The organism is Paenibacillus graminis (assembly GCF_000758705.1).
Lineage (GTDB): Bacteria > Bacillota > Bacilli > Paenibacillales > Paenibacillaceae > Paenibacillus_AQ > Paenibacillus_AQ graminis.
Genome location: NZ_CP009287.1, coordinates 6565173 through 6583853, shown reverse-complemented (window position 1 = coordinate 6583853; position 18681 = coordinate 6565173). Strand labels below are relative to the sequence as shown.

The following is an 18681-nucleotide window of genomic DNA, read 5'->3' as shown; positions in this document are numbered from 1 at the left end:
GTTCAAGGGGGGGAGACTTAATGTCTGATAAATCTAATGCATTTTCTACCAATCCTGTTCGCTCAACAATGTTGCCGTATGGACAGCAATGGATTGACGAACAGGATATTGAAGCCGTTGTAGAAGTACTTAAGGGAGATATGATCACCCAAGGGCCAGCTATCGAAGCATTTGAGAATAAGGTTGCTGCGTACGTAGGAGCTAAGTACGCTGTTGCTTTCACCAATGGAACTGCTGCGCTTCATGGAGCTTGTTTTGCTGCTGGGATCGGGGAAGAGGATGAAGTGATTACTACACCCATTACTTTTTTGGCCAGTAGTAATTGTGTGCTCTACCAGGGCGGGACCCCGGTGTTTGCTGATATTGACATGAACACGTATAACTTGGATCCAGCAATGATAGAATTGAAAATTACAGAACGGACAAAGGCGATTATCGCTGTAGACTTCACGGGACAGCCTGTAGAAATTGATCGGATTTCCATGCTTGCCCGTGATCGGCAACTGGTGCTCATTCAAGATGCAGCCCATTCTCTTGGAGCTAGTTTCGGGGGGCGAAAGATAGGTTCATGGGCGGATATGACAATGTTTAGCTTCCATCCTGTTAAGCATGTAACAACAGGAGAAGGGGGCATTATCACAACCGATAATGAAGAATATTATCGCAAGCTTATGCTATTTCGCAGCCATGGGGTGACTAAGATTCCAGGAGAACTGACTAAGAATGACGGGCCCTGGTACTATGAAATGCAGGAGCTGGGATATAATTATAGAATGACGGATTTGCAAGCTGCACTAGGTGTAAGTCAGATGGATAAATTGGATGATTTCATTGCAAGAAGGCGTGAGATTGTATCAATGTACAATGAACGGCTGAGTAATATACCAGGAGTTATAATTCCGATACAGCATCCTAAAGCGGAATCGAGCTGGCATCTCTACGTTATACGTATTGAACCTACATGTTCTCAAGGAAGCCGTCGGGAGTGGTTTGAAGCACTTCGTGCAGAAGGAATCGGTGTTAATGTACATTATATTCCAGTGTATCTCCAACCCTTTTATAAAAAAATGGGCTATCAGCCGGGATTATGTGAAAATGCAGAGCATTATTATGAAACTGCAATAACGTTGCCTTTATTCCCAAAAATGAGCAATAGTGATGTTGATGATGTAGTAGCGGCCATTGTGAAGGTATCCAAAAGATTTTCTTGAAAAAGATGTTATTTTTATATTTGAAATGAGTCTTTTTAAAAAAAGTTTTCCTTTACTCGTACTCGCTGATTCAATAGATTAATAGTGGGTTAAGTTACAATAAACTATGTTATTGTGGTTTTCAATATGAGTCTTTTGTAGAATAATGTTGAAAAAGATAAGTTAATATTTTGGTGGTAATTTATTGAAAGTAAACATTTTCTTTTCCAATTGACAATGGAGAAGCTGCGGTGGTATAGTCGATTTGTGAGCAAGACTCACGTTCATCTGATGACGAAGGGAATGTTTAGTCAATGGAAGGTAAAGTTAAATGGTTTAACGCAGAAAAAGGTTATGGTTTCATCGAAACTGCCGATGGTGGCGACGTATTCGTACACTTCTCCGCGATTCAAACTGATGGTTTCAAAACATTGGATGAAGGCCAATCCGTAGAGTTCGACATCGTTGAAGGTGCACGCGGACCCCAAGCAGCTAACGTCATCAAATTATAATCATCCGGCGCAGCCGACCTACATATATGGTAGATGGTTAGCAATTGAGACAACGCTAGCATAGACCCTGGAGATTTTCTCCAGGGTCTTTTTTGTGACTTTTTTACAAAAAATCAACTTGAGTGTGGCGAATTTAAGCTGGAATTTGGCATTTGTAAAATTATTTTACGGGAAAACGTTAAAAAGTCCTAATATTTGGGTAATGAAACGTTGGGGTTTCTTTCTTGCCTCGGTGTACTTTCATTTTGCTTAGGTTTATGGCTTCTGAACGGGAAAGGTGCTTAGGAGTGATACAGCAAGTCTATGCCCATGCTCAGCAAACACTCAGGAAGATTAAAAGCAGAATGAAAAAGTGTCGGTTCTCCCATACTTGGTTTGCCGCATATTTAGCATTTTTTTAACCTCTGCTGCTCAATGGAGGCCTGACCTCACGATTTAACGATGCCGAGGGTTTTATAGAATTCATGCATATTTTGAAGATAAGCATCATCCTTCAGGGATGAATCAGCCAAAATACTTTGCATGCTCTCCAGAAATGCCGCAGGAGAGCTGGTGTCTGCAGCGTCGAACCGGTTCTGAATATGTGTATTTTTCAGTAGCTGATCATTCTGTGCAGTTTGTTCCTTGTATTGTTCTGCCCACTCCGGATGTTGGGGAATCTTTTTCGCGAAATCAAGAAGTATATCCAGTCCGTTGCCTCCGAGGGAAATGTCGTTCTTGAATCGGCTGTACGTTTCCGGGTCCGCTTGTTTCATTAATTCGGATGGATTTATATAATCGTCTGGAGCGCCTGCCGGACGGCTCGACGGCAAGTTATAACGGATGTCCCCTGTTACCGGATCGATAGACCGGGTAGTAGCGACAGCTGCTATTGTATTCATTGTCTTTAGGAACTTGTCCGCTTGCTCTCCATCCATATAATGTTCTGCAATATATTTGGACTGTGACATTCCCATTTCGAGCAGTGCCTTCCGTTTCTCATCATCATCATTTACGTTTCCATCTACGATGAAGTTGGATTCTATTATACCGTATACAGCATCAGCAACTTCTGCAGGTTCTCCTTCCAGAGCGTGGGTCAGCGCTTCGTTGATTTCTGCGGTTCCATAATATTTTGCTGGATGTGATTGAATGGCATCAGCTGCCAGCTGTCGACCTTTCTCACTGATTTCGACCTGGTCATAGGTGATGACACCGGACGAATCTGCTTTGTGCCACTGAGCAGCGGATTTTTGCGCTGCTGTATTAAGCTGCGGAGTACTGCTAGTAAGGGTTTGGTACGGGATTTGAGACGTAATTCTCATAAAGTAATACCTCCTGAAAATTTTTGAACGATTAAGAAGAGCGTACAGATTCTGTAACCCTATAGATATATATATCGGCAATGGAACAAACTGGATTAAGAGGCATATGTTTTATGGGAACTATCCGGCTGTAGGGATATTAAAGGCTGCAACAGTTCGCAAATCCCAAACGGATACCCACACAATGCTAATCTTTAGGAACATTCGATGTTTATTTTTTGTATTTCTATAAATTTTTTCATGAAACGCAACTTTTTCACATTATCTGGGTAATAGAATACGTTGAGCTTTTTGTCTTGCCTCGACGCACAATACACTTTACTCTAGGAGGATGAACAGCAAAATGAAAAAGAAGTGGCGTGGTCTTGTGACCGGACTGCTGGGAATCAGCATGCTGTTAGGTTCACTCGGCAGTGTATCAGCCGCGCCGGTACCCAAGGATATTCAAGGGCACTGGGCACAAAAGCAATTGCAGGCCTGGCTGGATAAAGGTTATCTGGGAGGGTACCAGGACGGTACTGTTAAGCCCAATAAAGCCATTACACGTGCAGAGTATGTGGCTTTGGTTAACCGCCTGTTCGGTTATACGGATACGGCAACAATCAGCTTCAAGGACCTCAAGAAATCGAACTGGTACTACAGTGAAGTTGCCAAAGCGGTAAAAGCCGGATACATCGGCGGGTATGAGAACAATACCTTCCGTCCCAACGCTTCGCTTACACGGCAAGAGGCTGCTGTTATTGCAGCCAAGATTTTGAAGCTGAACACTAAGGCGTCTACAGCCAAGTTTAAGGACAGCAGCCAGTTTGCGGCCTGGAGCCGTGGAGCTATTGCGGCAGCGGCCGACAAGAAAGTCATCAAAGGTTATCCGGATGGAACTTTCGGTCCCAAGAGGGCATTAACCCGGGCAGAGGCTGTTGGAATTATCAGCAATTCGGTGGCTCAGAAGCCTTCGGCTCCTGGGGTAACTCCAACACATACTCCAACTCCTAAGCCAACAACTTCACCGGCTCCGACAACTAGCCCAACACCGGTACCAACCAAAGCTCCTGGCGGAGGATCTGGTGGCGGTTCCGGCGGCGGCGGTGGCGGTTTCATTACACCGACAGTAACCAGCGCTGCGTATGGACACGTTGGCTCTGTGACTGCGGACGTCTACTTGACGCCTAATGTAACAGGTGCTGTGTATTATGTAGTTGCGCCATATGCCATCAATGTAGCTGCACCAAGTGCGCAGCAGGTGAAGAATGGACAAATTGCTGCCGGAACGGCAGGCGTTCATCATGGAACTACAGCGACTACGGCAGGTACTACCGTGTCCTTCACGGTGTATGGACTGACGGCTAATACGGAATACGCTACTTATGTCACGGTTGCAGACAGCTACGGCAACTGGTCTTCTGTAGCTACTGTCCGGTTGAAAACCGCACCGGCTGGTACGAATGCCATTGTTGTGGCACAGCCCGGAAATATCAGTACTGTGACGGCTGATGTGTATGTCAAATACGGCAAGGCAGGCGGGACAGCTCAAGAGGTTAGATATGTTGTGCTGAAGGATAATGCAGCAGCCCCTACAGCCACTCAAGTGGCAGAAGGCAAGGATAGTGCCGGGACACTGTTGTCCTCTGCATTAAAAGGCACTATTTCCACGCAGCCTGGTGTAGGTCATACTCATACACTAAGCGGTCTTACAGCGGCTACCGGTTACAAGGTTTACTTGGTTAGCGGACATGGCACTACATGGTCCTCTGTCGAAGTCATACGGATTCATACGAAATAATTTTTTGATTATGCTTGGAGAGAAGACTTGAAGCCCAACACTTTTTGGCAGTAGAGTTAAATAGCTTGAACTTTTGTCCGGAAGGGGCTGTTTGCAGCTCTTTCCGGATTTTTTTACAGGCAGAAGCATCCCTTTCCCCTGCTCGGGCATAGAGTGACACCTTTTGTTAGGTGGATGTAAAGACTGTCATGATTTGTTTTTTACTTAGCCCTGACAATTTGGTATAATAGCTATGTAAACAAAGGAGGAGTGCCCATGCAATTCAGCATTCGAGGTCAACAAATTGAAGTGACCGACGCTTTGAGAGACTATGTTGATAAGAAGCTCAGCAGACTTGAGAAGTATTTCGATGCACCCCCTACCTCAGAAGGATATGTGACGCTTGGCGTTGTCCGCGGCCTTCATACGGTGGAAGTAACAATCCCGCTGGCAGGTGTAACGCTTCGTGCGGAGGACCGTAGCGACGATATGTACGCATCCATCGATGCCGTGGTGGACAAGCTGGAACGCCAAATCCGCAAACATAAGACCAAGCTCAATCGTAAATTCCGCCAGGAAGGAAGCCTGAAGACACTCTTTGTGGAAGGCGCACCAAGCAGCGTTGCTGTAGAGGAACAGGATTACGATGATTTGGAGGTTGTGCGGAACAAGCGCTTCACTTTGAAGCCGATGGACGTAGAAGAAGCGATCCTGCAAATGAACATGGTTGGACATAATTTCTTCGTGTTCTCCAATATCGACACTTCTGAAGTCAGCGTTGTTTACAAACGCAATGACGGCAAATACGGTCTGATTGAACAAGACTAGGTCCGGTGCATGAAGCCCGGCCAGGACTTGGGATAGGCGGTTTGCTTCAGACTCACGTAGAAAATTAACCGAGCCCCTATTCGCTTCAAGCGAATAGGGCTCTTGTTCGTATATATGTGGTGTGACTATGACAATTTAGCGGCACTTTGGCCAAAGAGGGATTACTTGAAAAATAAGGTTGGGGCTGCTTGTATTGCGGCTTGTCTTACAAACTGTTACAATTTATGAAGCAGCGGAATCGAAATCTTATATGGCCCTTTCAATATTAGTGAGGATGGGCTCGGTTCCACCATCTGTGTTGCATGAAAGGGGTTAACCATGCTAGGACTTGTAAAAAAAATATTCGGCGACACCAACGAACGTGATGTCAAACGTCTGATGAAGACGGTCGATGTAATTAATGGGTTGGAGCCTGACTTTGTATCGCTTTCCGATGAAGAATTGAAAGCCAAGACTGCTGAATTCCGTGCCCGGATTGAGAAGGGCGAAACCTTGGAGGAACTTCTTCCCGAGGCATTTGCAACCGTACGCGAAGCTTCCAAACGGACGCTGGGCATGCGGCATTTTGACGTTCAATTGGTTGGAGGTATGGCGCTGCATGAAGGCCGGATCTCCGAGATGAAGACAGGTGAAGGCAAGACGCTGGTAGGGACTTTGCCAGTCTACCTGAACGCATTGCTCGGCAAAGGTGTGCATGTTGTAACGGTCAATGACTATCTGGCTCAGCGCGACAGCGCGCAGATGGGACAAATCTATAACTTTCTGGGCATGACGGTTGGGGTGAACCTGAACGGCATGGACCATGCTGATAAACAAGAAGCTTATGCCTGCGATATTACTTATGGTACTAATAATGAATTCGGTTTTGACTACCTGCGCGACAACATGGTGCTCTATAAAGAGCAAATGGTTCAGCGCCCGCTCTATTTCTGTATCATTGATGAAGTTGACTCCATTCTGATTGATGAAGCGCGGACTCCTCTTATTATCTCCGGACAGGCTGAGAAATCGACGGAATTATACTATGCAGCAGACCGTTTCGTGAAGAGACTTACGGCTGAAGAAGATTATACAGTTGATATTAAAGTGAAATCCGTGGCTTTGACTGAAAAGGGTGTGGCTACGGCAGAACGCGCTTTTGGCGTTGAAAACCTGTATGACCATGCCAATGTAACTTTGAATCATCACATTGTTCAAGCGCTCAAGGCGAACGTAATTATGCGCCGCGACGTTGACTACGTAGTGAATGAGGACGAGGTTGTTATTGTCGATGAATTCACCGGCCGTTTGATGGCTGGGCGCCGCTACAGTGATGGATTGCACCAGGCTATTGAAGCCAAAGAAGAAATTCAGGTGCAGAACGAGAGCATGACCCTGGCCACAATCACATTCCAGAACTACTTCCGGATGTACCGCAAGCTGGGCGGCATGACGGGTACCGCGAAGACTGAAGAAGAAGAGTTCAAGAAGATTTATGGTCTTGAAGTTCTGCAGGTGCCAACCAATAAGCCGAACCAGCGTGTGGATATGCCAGACGTTGTATACAAAAGCGAAAACGGCAAGTTTAACGCGGTTGTAGAGGAAATTGTGGAGCGCCACAAGAAGAATCAGCCTGTACTGGTAGGTACGGTATCCATTGAAAATTCGGAACGTGTATCCGAGATGCTGAAACGCAAAGGTGTCAGACACCAGGTGCTGAATGCGAAGCACCATGCGGCGGAAGCAGAGATTATCTCGCATGCCGGCCAGCCGGGAACAGTAACCATTGCTACGAATATGGCGGGACGCGGTACGGATATCGTATTGGGTGAAGGTGTGACAGATCTTGGAGGTCTGCATATTATTGGTACAGAACGCCATGAATCGCGCCGGATTGACAATCAGCTGCGCGGACGCGCGGGACGTCAAGGCGATCCGGGTTCCACCCAGTTCTACCTGTCGCTCGGTGACGAACTGATGAAGCGTTTTGGTGCAGACAACGTGCTGAACATGATGGACCGTCTTGGTTTTGAAGAGGATCAGCCGATTGAGAGCCGCATGATTACGCGCGCTGTAGAATCCGCCCAAAAACGTGTCGAAGGCAACAACTTCGATATCCGTAAAGTCGTCCTTCAATATGATGACGTCATGAATCAGCAGCGTGAGATTATCTACAAGCAGCGCCGCGAGATTCTGGAGTCTGACAATATCAAAGACATTGTGATTGAAATGATCAAGCCGGTTATTGACCGTATTGTTCATGCCCATTGCAGTGACGATATTCCGGAGAACTGGGAGCTGCAGGAGGTTGCTGATTATGTGAACAGCAAGCTTTTGGAGGAAGGCCAGTTGACCCGCGACGATCTGTGGGGCAAGGAAGTTGAGGAGATCATCGAATACATCTTTAACCTTGTGCTGGAGAAATACGCAGCCCGTGAAGAACGACTTGGCTCTGAGCTGGTGCGTGAATTCGAGAAGGTTATCGTGCTTCGCTCCGTAGACAGCAAATGGATGGATCATATTGATGCGATGGATCAGCTTCGTCAAGGGATTCACCTGCGCGCGTATGGCGGTACGGACCCGCTCCGCGAATATCAGTTTGAAGGCTTTGAAATGTTCAATGCCATGACTGCCACCATTCAGGAAGAAGTTGCGACCTATATTATGAAGGCGCATATTGAAACCAACCAGGAACGGCAATCCGTAGTGGAGGAGAACAAAATCTCCACCAATGGTGAACCTGCCGAGAAGCAGCCGGTGCATGTTCAGGCTGCGATTGGCCGCAACGATCCTTGCCCTTGCGGCAGCGGCAAGAAGTACAAGAACTGCCACGGCCAGAACGCTTAAGCATAAACAGGCCTACCTGGTTTAAGGATTTGCCCTTAGCTTCAGTGAGCCAGTGAGTAAGCATCAGCCCGCGATAGCTATAACTGTTTACAGCACTGTGTTTCTACTTTGGGAATTGTCCCAGAGTTCGAGGGTTATAATGACAATAAAAAGCGGCTGGGCCCGGGGGATTCCCCGTTTGCGGCCCGGCTGCTTTTTTGGATTTTGGAAGTTATGTTGTTTCCTGGGCGAAGCGGAAGATGTAGTTCTTGAAACCTCTGGATTCAGGTGGAAGTAACGGAGGGGAAGTTTGGAACTGTAGGAGCGAACGCGTCCGCCTTTGTCTGCGGATTTCAACCGCAAATTGCGGTTCAATCAAAGAAATCTGCAGACAACAGCGGCCGGAAGTCCAAACATTCCCCGCAGTTACGGCCATCACCGAAAACGAGTGTTAAAAAGAACATCCTCGCGTTAGCGTACCGATCAACTATATGACCAATGTCCAATAAGCCGCCCCGGCGCATATTTTATTTTGAAAGGTGAAGTGACTCCACATGATCGATGCTAATGTTAAGCAGGACCTGCGTGAAATAGGCAAGAAACTAACAGACCTTAGGGGGTCTCTTTGACTTAGACCTTAAGCAGGAAATGATCTCGAACTTTGAAGAGAAGATGGCCGCGCCAGGGTTCTGGGATGATCCCGAAAAAGCGCAAGGTGTGATTGCCGAGATGAATGCGGTGAAATCATCCGTAGATCAGTACGAGAAGCTGCAGCAGGATTATGACGATGCGGCGATGATGACAGAGCTGGCGGATGAGGAAGGCGATGCGGAGCTGGCGGCAGAGGTGGCCGAGACCATCCGCAGTATAAGCGGCAAGGTTGATGAATTCGAGCTGCAGCTGCTGCTCAACCAGCCTTATGACAAGCTCAATGCGATTCTGGAGCTGCATCCCGGTGCAGGCGGAACGGAGTCCCAGGACTGGGGGCAAATGCTGCTGCGCATGTACACCCGCTGGGCAGAGAAACGCGGCTTCAAGGTAGAAGTCCTGGATTATTTACCAGGTGACGAAGCCGGGATCAAGAGTGTTACTTTGCTGATCAAAGGCTATAATGTCTATGGCTACCTGAAGGCGGAAAAAGGAGTACACCGGCTGGTGCGCATCTCTCCATTTGATGCTTCCGGAAGACGTCATACCTCCTTCGTATCCTGCGATGTCGTACCCGAAATTGCGGATGATGTAGAGGTGGATATTCGGACAGAGGACTTGAAGATTGATACGTATCGGGCCAGCGGCGCGGGCGGTCAGCATATTAATACAACCGACTCTGCGGTGCGCATCACTCACTTGCCTACCGGCGTGGTAGTCACCTGCCAGAATGAGCGGTCTCAGATTAAGAACCGGGAACAGGCGATGAAGATGCTGCGTTCCAAGCTGTATGAGCGCAAGCTGGTAGAGCAGCAGCAGCAGCTTGATGAAATCCGCGGAGAGCAATCCGATATTGCTTGGGGCAGCCAGATCCGCTCCTATGTATTCCATCCCTATAGCATGGTAAAGGATCACCGTACTTCCGTGGAAACCGGAAATGTCGGGGCGGTGATGGACGGCGATCTGGACGCTTTTATCGATGGATATTTGCGCAGCCAGATTAAGACGGAAGCTGAATAAGGGCATCATGATAATTCCTACGCGTCTTCGGAGGTGTAGGAATTTTTTTGAGAAGATTAGGAAGTCTAGGCTTCAAGTATATTGTTAAGGAGACAACAACCTGCATGCAAAAAATAAATTCACGTAATAAACCCCCGCTTATTCCACTCAATGGACCCTTGCGCCATACGGTGGATATTCTGCTGATTCTGCTGGGCTCGCTGATTACGGGGCTGGCTTTCAATCTGTTTTTCCTGCCGAACAGAATCGCTTCCGGAGGGGTGTCCGGCTTATCCGTACTCGCGGAGGCCTGGCTGGGGGCTGAACCGGCTTTCACCCAGTGGGCGCTGAATATTCCCCTCTTTATCCTGGGGGTGGTATTCCTCGGCAAGCAATATGGTCTCCGCTCTCTGCTGGGGAGCTTTGTGCTGCCGCTGTTTATCTTTTTAACGAAGGATGGTCCGGTTCCAACCACAAATCCGCTGCTTGCCTCCATTTATGGAGGGATTGGGGTCGGGCTGGGGCTGGGGCTGGTATTCCGCGGACGCGGGTCTACGGGCGGTTTGACGATTTTGGCACAGATCATTCAGAAGATTACGGGGTTCAGCTTCTCGCTGTCTGTCGTGCTGCTGGATGGTACGGTGATTACGCTGGCTGCTTTTGTGCTGGGCATGGAACAGGCGATGTATGCCTTGATCGGCTTGTTTGTAACAGGCAAGGTGATCAACGCGCTGGAGGTGGGCTTCAGCACAACGAAGGTGGCGTATATCATTTCCGACCAGACGGAAGAGATCTCACAGGCGATCTTGAACGACCTTGACCGGGGCTTGACCAAGCTGAACGCGCAAGGCGGGTATACGGGTGATAGCCGTACGGTACTTATGGTGGTCGTAGGCCAAAATGAGATCACCCGGCTGAAGGCAATAGTGCGTTCCGTTGACCCGGGAGCGTTCGTGATTATCACGGAGGCGCATGAAGTACTGGGCGAAGGGTTCAAAAGAGAGGTGCAGTCTCCTTAGGGGGCTGCTTCTTTTTTTGGCGTAAAATGCTTCGAGGATCTGGACCGAATAAGCCTGAAACGGATAGGATAGGGAGAGTGATTCCGCCATAGGAGAACTTGAGCCGGATTTCAATAAACTTGACGTTACATGTTGTATTTATATTAATTCAGTCGTATAATAATACATATTTCCAAGAGCGGTATTCATTTATTCATGAAAGCAGGAAGCGGGGATGACGGTGACTGGTAAGCTGAGAGCGGCAATTGTGGGATCAACGGGATATGGGGGCGTGGAGCTGATCAGGCTGCTGCAGGGCCACCCTGATATAGAGATTACTTCAGTGATTTCTTCTTCAAGCGCCGGGGCGCCTATAGAGGAGGGTTTTCCGCATTTAACGGGGATTGTGCAGCGCAATCTGGATGGAGTGGACGCGGCGGAGATCGCCGGGAGGGCGGATGTGGTGTTTACAGCAACGCCTTCGGGGGTAAGTGCCAAGCTGGTGCCGCAGCTGCTGGAGGCAGGACTGAAGGTGGTTGATCTGTCCGGTGACTTCCGGCTGAAGGACGGTGCGGAATATGAGCAGTGGTATAAGCATCCGGCCCCGCCTGAAGCGTATCTGCAGCAGGCTGTATACGGATTATGCGAGGTATTCGGGGAGCGTGCGGCTGGAGTGGATTTTGTCTCGAATCCGGGTTGTTATCCTACAGCTACACTGCTGGGCTTGGTCCCTGCGCTGCAGGCTGGCTGGATTAAACCTGACAGCATTATTATTGATGCCAAATCGGGTGTATCCGGCGCAGGGCGGGGAACGGGTCTAACGGTCCATTACGCCGAGATCAACGAGAATTTCAAAGCCTACAAGGTCAACAAGCACCAGCACATCCCTGAGATTGAGCAGACCCTGACGGAGATTGCCGGAGAAAAAGTGACGGTTACGTTCACTACGCATCTGGTACCGATGACGCGGGGAATTATGAGCACGATGTACGCCGGGATGAGCGGCGGGTACAGCGAGCAGGATTTTGTGGACTTATACCGCAAGTATTATGCAGGACGTCCCTATGTGCGGATTCGTAATGCGGGTGTGCTTCCAGCCACCAAAGAGGTCAGCGGTTCCAACTATTGTGATATCGGTTTTGCCACAGACGCCCGTACAGGCCGGGTAACGATTGTATCTGTCATTGACAATATTGTTAAAGGTGCGGCAGGGCAGGCGATTCAGAACCTGAATTTGATGATGGGATGGGAGGAAACCCGCGGTCTTGGTTACACACCTGTGTATCCTTAAGCTTCAGCGGTCAACAATATAATGAGTGAGAAACAGGTTTTTACCGTCATTGAGGGCGGAAGTGTTACAACCCCTAAGGGGTTTACGGCTGGCGGACTGCACTGCGGACTCAAAAAAACGGAGCGCAACGACCTGGCGGCGATTCTCTGCGAGGTGCCGGCGACAGCAGCTGCGGTATATACAACGAATGTATTCCAGGCTGCACCGCTGAAGGTGACGCGGGAGAGTCTGGCGAACGGGACGCTGCAGGCGGTCATCGTGAACAGCGGAAATGCCAATGCCTGTACCGGCGAACAGGGCGAAGCCGATGCCTATGAAATGCGTGCTGCCGCTGCCCGCGAGCTTGGTGTGAATGAGCTGGATGTTGCGGTTGCTTCTACCGGTGTAATCGGTGAGCTGCTGAAGATGGACCGTGTGCGCAGCGGCATTGCCGGACTGCCTGAGAAGCTGGACGGAGGAGCCGCCGGAGCGGAGGCGTTCTGCCAGGCTATTTTAACAACAGATCTGGTCAAAAAAGAATGCTGCGTCAAAGTAAAGGCCGGTGAAGTGGAAGTTACCATTGCCGGAGCTGCTAAAGGCTCGGGAATGATTCATCCCAATATGGCGACCATGCTGGGCTTCATGACCACGGATGCTGTGATTGACGGCGGGGATCTGCTCGGTCTGCTGCGTACCGCGACCAACACCACTTTTAATATGATTACGGTAGATGGAGATACAAGCACCAATGATATGTTGGTCACGATGGCGAGCGGGCTGGCCGGGAATGAAAAGCTGACGCGGCTGCATGCGGACTGGGAGGCTTTTGCCGCTGCATTCACGCATGTCTGCAAGAGTCTGGCTATGGCGATTGCCCGTGACGGCGAAGGAGCGACGAAGCTGATTGAAGTGCAGATTGACGGTGCAGTGCACGATGAGGCTGCAGCAGCGATTGCCAAGACAGTGATCGGCTCCAGCCTTGTGAAGTCGGCGATTTTTGGTGCAGATGCCAACTGGGGCAGAATTATTGCGGCAGTAGGGCGCGCAGGAGTGCCGGTATCCCCGGAACGGGTGGATATCTCACTGGGCGGGATCGAGGTGCTCAGGCATTCACGTCCGGTAGCTTTTGATGAAGAGAAGGCCCTGCATTATTTGCAAAAAAGTGATACTGTGCGGATTACCGTAGCTTTAGCTGATGGAGAAGGCAAGGCTACCGCCTGGGGCTGCGATCTGACGTATGATTATGTGCGCATTAATGCTGCATACCGTACCTGATTCAAAGCTGGGGCTCAGCTTACTGGGGGGATAACTACACTATGACTGTAGAGAATCATAAGGGTGGCGGGCTGTTCGTGATGAAATGTGGCGGCAGTACGCTGGCGGCGCTTCCGGATTCCTTTTTTGACGATTTGCGGGAGCTGCAGCGGAGCGGTGCCCAGCCTGTCATTGTACATGGCGGCGGGCCGGCGATTTCCGGCAATCTGGAGAAGCTTGGCATTGAGAGCAGCTTTGTGAACGGCTTGCGGGTGACGACCGAGGAAGTGCTGGATGTTGTGGAAATGACGCTGGCAGGGAGCATCAACAAGGCGATTGTCCGAAGGATTCAAGGCAGCGGCGGTCAGGCGCTCGGCTTATCCGGTGTGGATGGGCGGCTGATTACGGCCCGGCTGGTTGCCAATAGCAGTGAAGTGGGGCTGGTCGGTGAAGTGACCGGGGTCAACGCAGAGATTGTCCGGGGAGTTCTGGCGATGGGATATATCCCTGTAATTGCGCCGATCGGTGTAGATGCAGGAGGACAGCGTTACAACATTAATGCGGATACGGCGGCGGGTGCAGTGGCTTCTTTTACCGGGTCGCCTCAAATGATTGTTGTCACTGATGTACCGGGCATTATGCGCACCCTGGACGGCCGCAAAACCGTGCTTCCGTCTGTGACGGTAGGGCAGATTGAAGACTTAATAGAGAATGGCGAAATTTATGGCGGAATGATTCCAAAAGTTCGTGCAGCGATCGATTGTATCCAGGGCAATGTGTCCGAAGTCGTAATTGTTGACGGCAAGGAGCCGCGGGTACTCAGCCGGGTGCTGCAGGGTGAAGAACTCGGAACACGGATTATTCGTTCATAACTATATAAGATGAACTTTAAATAGTCATAAAAGGGAAGAAGTGCGGAGGGGAAGTTTGGATACTTACAGAGCGAATGCGTCCGCCTGAAAGTTTTCCGTAGGAAAGCTCGCTTCGGAAGCATAATCAGTCACCGGATTTCAACCGCTAAGGCGGTTCCATTCAAGAAATTCTTACGACAACAGCGGCTGGGAGTCCAAATATTTCCTGCAGTTACGACCATATCCCACAATGTAAAATAAAGTTCATCTTATATAATAACAAGCGCTGACGGGAATACCGGAAGCAGCATGGTGGGAGAGTGACTAAGAATGAGTGAGCTTACACAAGCGGAAAAAGATTCTTTGACAGGGGCGCCGCAGGGCCGTTCAGCAGAAACGGAGGTTCAGGAGGCTGCTCCTGCCAAGCTGGGTGCGGTATTCCCGTCCTACGCCAGATATGACATCAGTCTGGTCAAGGGCAAGGGCAGCTGGGTATGGGATGATCAGGGCAACAAGTATCTTGATTTCATGTGCGGTCTGGCTGTAACGAGTCTGGGACACGCGCCTGAGAAGGTTGGCGCGAAGCTGAAGGAACAGATTGATACGCTCTGGCATGTCTCGAACCTGTTCCACATTCCTGGACAGGACCGTGTGGCTGCGCTGCTTACAGCGAACAGCTGTGCGGACCAGGTGTTCTTTTGCAACAGCGGGGCTGAGGCGAATGAAGCGGCCATCAAGCTGGCGCGCCGTTATCACCAGAAGGTGAAGGGAACGGGACGTTATGAAGTGATCACGTTCGAGCAGTCCTTTCATGGACGTACATTGGCCACACTGACGGCTACCGGACAGCAAAAGGTAAAAGAAGGCTTCCTGCCGCTTCCGGCAGGCTTCAAGACCGTGCCGCTGCATGATCTTCCGGCGCTGAAGGCTGCAATCTCCGGGAATACCGCAGCGGTTATGCTGGAAATGGTTCTGGCCGAAGGCGGCGTGCTGGAGGTACAGCAGGAGTTCCTGGATGCGGTTGTGGCCCTGTGCAAGGAGCATGGTTTGCTGCTGATCGTAGATGAAGTGCAGACCGGCATGGGACGCACAGGCAAGCTGTTCGCTCATCAGCATTACGGCATTGAGCCGGATATCTTTACCTTGGCCAAAGGCATCGCCAGCGGTTTTCCGGCAGGCGTCATGCTGGGCAAAGGATACCTGCGTGAGGCGTTCAGTCCAGGCAGCCATGCGACGACCTTCGGCGGAACGCCGCTGGCTGCAGCGGTAATGGAAGCGACGATCGAAACGATGCTGGAAGATAATCTGGCGCAGCGTGCCGCCGACATGGGCGAGTACCTGAAAGGACTGCTGGGCGACAAGCTGGCGGATACGCCGTTTGTGAAGGAAATCCGCGGCAAAGGCCTGCTCATCGGGATCGAATGCGCGGCACCGGTAGGAGAGATCGTACTGGCCGGACAGAAGCGCGGGCTGCTGTTCGTCCAGGCCGGACCTAACGTCATTCGGCTGCTGCCTAACCTGTACGTAAGCGCCGATGAGATTCACCAGGCGGTGGACATCCTTTCGGAACTCATTCATACTTATGCTAACAATGGAAAGTGGGAGGCAGGTTCATGAGCCAGGAAGTGAAAAGCGGTGCACAACATATCGCGCAGCAGCTCAAAGGCCGTGATTTGCTGGAGCTGAACGACTACAGCCCGGAAGAGATCACGTATTTGATTGATTTGGCGATTGAGCTGAAGCGGAAGCAAAAGAGCGGTGAGGTCTACCAGCCGTTGAAGGGCAAGACGATTGGGCTTATTTTTGAAAAATCCTCGACCCGCACACGCGTGTCGTTCGAAGTGGGCATGTACCAGCTCGGCGGCCATGCGCTGTTCCTGAGCAAAAATGACATTCAGCTCGGACGCGGCGAAACCGTGGGCGATACGGCGCAGGTCATGTCGCGTTATCTGGACGGCATCATGATCCGTACCTTCGGCCATGACAAAGTAGAGGACCTGGCCCGTTATGCTTCGGTGCCTGTCATCAACGGACTGAGCGATCTGGCCCATCCGTGCCAGGTGCTGGCTGATTATCAGACCGTCTACGAGCACAAAGGCAAGCTAAAGGGCCTGAAGCTGGCTTATATCGGCGATGGCAATAACATGGCGCATTCTCTGCTGATCGGCGGTGCCAAGCTAGGCGTGCATGTGTCCATTGCCGGACCGGAAGGCTATGAGCCGGATGAGGCTGTCGTTGCGGAAGCGCGTGAGATTGCCAAGGAGACCGGATCGGTGATCGTGGTTACCCGCAGCCCGCAGGAAGCCGTACAGGACGCGGATGTGATCTATACGGATGTCTGGGCAAGCATGGGCTTCGAGGCCGAGCAGCTGGCGCGTGAGGCCGCATTCAAGGATTACCAGGTCAACGAGGAGCTGGTCAAAGGCGCGAAGAGCGACTACCTGTTCCTGCACTGCCTGCCGGCTCACCGTGAGGAAGAGGTCAGCACCGGCGTGATCGACGGTCCGAATTCGGTCATCTTCGACCAGGCCGAGAACCGCCTGCATGCGCAGAAAGCGCTGATGGCGGCATTGATGGGCTAAGGACCGTATTCACGGGCTAAGCTATAGCTAAGAGTTCAGAGTATTCAGCGATCTGGAGTAAATCAGGATTGACCGTGCAAATCAGGCAAGGCTCTTGCTTGGTCTTATATTATATAAAACACTATATAAGATGAACTTAAGTACGGAACGTTAGAATTCCGGTGCGTAGCAACGGAGTGAAAGTTTGGAACTGTAGGAGCGAATGCGTCCGCCTTTGTCTCCCGGATTTCAACCGCGAACAGCGGTACAATCAAGAAATCTGGAGACAACAGCGGCCGAAAGTCCAAACATTTCACGCAGTTGCGTCCGGGCACTGGATTTCTATAAGCGCACTTTAGCGAATCTTATACCCCCCCACACGAAAGGAAGTTGCACCCCCATGCCAAAAGAAAAAATTGTGCTCGCCTACTCCGGCGGGCTGGATACCTCGGTCATTCTGAAATGGCTGAAAGAAACCTATGATGCGGAGATTATTGCTTTTACAGCCGATATCGGCCAGAAGGAAGAATTGGATGGCCTGGAGGAAAAAGCCCTCGCAACCGGCGCGTCGAAGGTCTACATCGATGATCTTCGCGATGAATTCGCGAGTGACTTCATCTACCCGATGTTCCAATCGGGCGCTTTGTATGAGGGTCAATACCTGCTTGGCACAAGCATTGCCCGTCCGCTGATTGCGAAGCGTATGGTGGACATCGCCATCGCTGAAGGAGCAACGGCTATTGCCCACGGCGCGACCGGCAAAGGAAATGACCAGGTGCGCTTCGAACTGAACGCAGCGGCCTTGTCGCCAAGCATCAAGGTGATTGCGCCTTGGCGGCTCGAAGAGTTCCGCAGCCAGTTCCCCGGCCGGGCGGAAATGATCGCCTATGCGGAAACGAACGGCATTCCGGTTCAGGCCTCGGCGGCTAAGCCATATTCGATGGACCGCAACCTGCTGCACATCAGCTATGAGAGCGGCGTGCTGGAAGATCCGTGGTTCGATCCAAGCGCACCGGAGAACAAGGGAATGTTCCTCCTCAGCAGCGCGCCGGAGGATGCCCCGGATCAGCCGGAATACCTGGAGCTGGAATTCCTCAAGGGAGATTGTGTCGCACTGAATGGTGAGCCGCTATCTCCGCTGCAGGTCATGGAGAAGCTGAATGAGCTGGGCGGCAAGCATGGCATTGGACGCGTGGATATGGTGGAGAACCGATTTGTCGGCATGAAGAGCCGCGGCGTGTACGAAACCCCAGGCGGAACCATCCTGTTCACCGCCCACCGCAAAATGGAGTCCATCACGATGGACCGCGAAGTGATGAATCTGCGCGACAGCCTGATTACCCGCTACAGTACACTCGTGTACAACGGCTTCTGGTTCGCGCCTGAACGCCTTGCGCTGCAGGCGCTGGTGAAGGAGAGCCAGAAGAACGTCACCGGCACTGTACGCGTGAAGCTGTACAAAGGCAACATCATCGGGGCCGGCGTTAAATCTCCGGTCAGCCTGTACAATCCGGACATCGCAACGATGGAAGCAGATCCTACCCAGGCTTATGATCAAGGGGATGCTACAGGCTTTATCCGTCTGAACGCCCTCCGTTTGAAGGTATCGGCTGGCGTGGCAGAATCGAACCAATAGATAAGCATGAGGCCTATAGATAAGTTGAACTTAGAAAACATAAAAAAGGTAGAAGTACGGAGGGGA

Annotated in this window: 14 protein-coding genes; 13 read left to right on the top strand and 1 reads right to left on the bottom strand. The window is 50.7% G+C overall.

Going from position 1 to position 18681, the window contains the following annotated elements:
- Positions 1-20 precede the first annotated feature (20 nt).
- Together pseC and PGRAT_RS28520 are read left to right on the top strand one after the other, a co-directional pair.
- Positions 21-1211 carry a UDP-4-amino-4,6-dideoxy-N-acetyl-beta-L-altrosamine transaminase gene (pseC, locus tag PGRAT_RS28525; RefSeq protein WP_025707328.1) on the top strand — a complete coding sequence of 397 codons (1191 nt, stop codon included), beginning with the start codon at positions 21-23 and terminating at the stop codon, positions 1209-1211.
- A gap of 293 nt (positions 1212-1504) precedes the next feature.
- The gene (locus PGRAT_RS28520) at positions 1505-1702 is read left to right on the top strand and encodes a cold shock domain-containing protein (RefSeq protein WP_019915069.1); all 198 of its coding nucleotides are present in this window, start codon (positions 1505-1507) and stop codon (positions 1700-1702) included.
- Positions 1703-2130: 428 nt separating this feature from the next.
- Here PGRAT_RS28520 and PGRAT_RS28515 read toward each other — a convergent pair whose 3' ends face one another.
- On the bottom strand, positions 2131-3006 hold the full coding sequence (locus PGRAT_RS28515) for a hypothetical protein (protein WP_025707329.1): 876 nt from the start codon (positions 3004-3006) through the stop codon (positions 2131-2133).
- A gap of 343 nt (positions 3007-3349) precedes the next feature.
- Here PGRAT_RS28515 and PGRAT_RS31980 point away from each other — a divergent pair, with 343 nt between their 5' ends.
- The 11 genes from PGRAT_RS31980 to PGRAT_RS28460 all read left to right on the top strand — a co-directional run bounded on the left by PGRAT_RS31980 (position 3350) and on the right by PGRAT_RS28460 (position 18615).
- Positions 3350-4786 (top strand): S-layer homology domain-containing protein, encoded by a 1437-nt coding sequence (locus PGRAT_RS31980; RefSeq protein ID WP_025707330.1) that lies wholly within the window; start codon positions 3350-3352, stop codon positions 4784-4786.
- Between the two features lie 255 nt (positions 4787-5041).
- The gene (hpf, locus tag PGRAT_RS28505; RefSeq protein ID WP_020431975.1) at positions 5042-5593 is read left to right on the top strand and encodes a ribosome hibernation-promoting factor, HPF/YfiA family; all 552 of its coding nucleotides are present in this window, start codon (positions 5042-5044) and stop codon (positions 5591-5593) included.
- A 318-nt stretch (positions 5594-5911) separates the two neighbouring features.
- Positions 5912-8419, top strand: coding sequence for a preprotein translocase subunit SecA (secA, locus tag PGRAT_RS28500; RefSeq protein WP_025707331.1), 2508 nt, complete (start codon positions 5912-5914; stop codon positions 8417-8419).
- Between the two features lie 533 nt (positions 8420-8952).
- Positions 8953-10066 (top strand): peptide chain release factor 2 gene (gene prfB / locus PGRAT_RS28495; RefSeq protein ID WP_155990490.1). Its coding sequence is split into 2 segments (ribosomal slippage): positions 8953-9024 and positions 9026-10066, totalling 1113 coding nucleotides; the frame shifts between segments, so codons are not numbered across the junction.
- A 104-nt stretch (positions 10067-10170) separates the two neighbouring features.
- A complete protein-coding gene (locus PGRAT_RS28490) occupies positions 10171-11064 on the top strand; it encodes a YitT family protein (protein WP_025707333.1) in 894 nt (297 codons plus the stop codon).
- Between the two features lie 214 nt (positions 11065-11278).
- Complete coding sequence (argC, locus tag PGRAT_RS28485; RefSeq protein WP_036706022.1) at positions 11279-12334, top strand: N-acetyl-gamma-glutamyl-phosphate reductase; 1056 nt, start codon at positions 11279-11281, stop codon at positions 12332-12334.
- A 21-nt stretch (positions 12335-12355) separates the two neighbouring features.
- Positions 12356-13588 carry a bifunctional glutamate N-acetyltransferase/amino-acid acetyltransferase ArgJ gene (gene argJ, locus PGRAT_RS28480; RefSeq protein ID WP_025707335.1) on the top strand — a complete coding sequence of 411 codons (1233 nt, stop codon included), beginning with the start codon at positions 12356-12358 and terminating at the stop codon, positions 13586-13588.
- Between the two features lie 41 nt (positions 13589-13629).
- Positions 13630-14439, top strand: a complete 810-nt coding sequence (argB, locus tag PGRAT_RS28475) for an acetylglutamate kinase (RefSeq protein WP_025707336.1) — start codon at positions 13630-13632, stop codon at positions 14437-14439.
- Positions 14440-14748: 309 nt separating this feature from the next.
- Positions 14749-16035 (top strand): aspartate aminotransferase family protein, encoded by a 1287-nt coding sequence (locus PGRAT_RS28470; RefSeq protein ID WP_025706534.1) that lies wholly within the window; start codon positions 14749-14751, stop codon positions 16033-16035.
- Positions 16032-17000 (top strand): ornithine carbamoyltransferase, encoded by a 969-nt coding sequence (gene argF, locus PGRAT_RS28465; protein ID WP_025706535.1) that lies wholly within the window; start codon positions 16032-16034, stop codon positions 16998-17000. Before PGRAT_RS28470 ends, argF begins: the two co-directional genes overlap by 4 nt.
- Positions 17001-17379: 379 nt before the next feature.
- The gene (locus PGRAT_RS28460) at positions 17380-18615 is read left to right on the top strand and encodes an argininosuccinate synthase (protein ID WP_025706536.1); all 1236 of its coding nucleotides are present in this window, start codon (positions 17380-17382) and stop codon (positions 18613-18615) included.
- Positions 18616-18681 lie beyond the last annotated feature (66 nt).

Bases quoted from the DNA above. Each gene is read 5' to 3' on its own strand.
- argJ (WP_025707335.1), top strand. From the start codon at position 12,356: ATGAGTGAGAAACAGGTTTTTACCGTCATTGAGGGCGGAAGTGTTACA.
- PGRAT_RS28515 (WP_025707329.1), bottom strand. From the start codon at position 3,006: ATGAGAATTACGTCTCAAATCCCGTACCAAACCCTTACTAGCAGTACT.
- pseC (WP_025707328.1), top strand. From the start codon at position 21: ATGTCTGATAAATCTAATGCATTTTCTACCAATCCTGTTCGCTCAACA.
- argC (WP_036706022.1), top strand. From the start codon at position 11,279: ATGACGGTGACTGGTAAGCTGAGAGCGGCAATTGTGGGATCAACGGGA.
- PGRAT_RS28470 (WP_025706534.1), top strand. From the start codon at position 14,749: ATGAGTGAGCTTACACAAGCGGAAAAAGATTCTTTGACAGGGGCGCCG.
- argB (WP_025707336.1), top strand. From the start codon at position 13,630: ATGACTGTAGAGAATCATAAGGGTGGCGGGCTGTTCGTGATGAAATGT.
- PGRAT_RS31980 (WP_025707330.1), top strand. From the start codon at position 3,350: ATGAAAAAGAAGTGGCGTGGTCTTGTGACCGGACTGCTGGGAATCAGC.
- PGRAT_RS28520 (WP_019915069.1), top strand. From the start codon at position 1,505: ATGGAAGGTAAAGTTAAATGGTTTAACGCAGAAAAAGGTTATGGTTTC.
- secA (WP_025707331.1), top strand. From the start codon at position 5,912: ATGCTAGGACTTGTAAAAAAAATATTCGGCGACACCAACGAACGTGAT.
- argF (WP_025706535.1), top strand. From the start codon at position 16,032: ATGAGCCAGGAAGTGAAAAGCGGTGCACAACATATCGCGCAGCAGCTC.
- PGRAT_RS28490 (WP_025707333.1), top strand. From the start codon at position 10,171: ATGCAAAAAATAAATTCACGTAATAAACCCCCGCTTATTCCACTCAAT.
- PGRAT_RS28460 (WP_025706536.1), top strand. From the start codon at position 17,380: ATGCCAAAAGAAAAAATTGTGCTCGCCTACTCCGGCGGGCTGGATACC.
- hpf (WP_020431975.1), top strand. From the start codon at position 5,042: ATGCAATTCAGCATTCGAGGTCAACAAATTGAAGTGACCGACGCTTTG.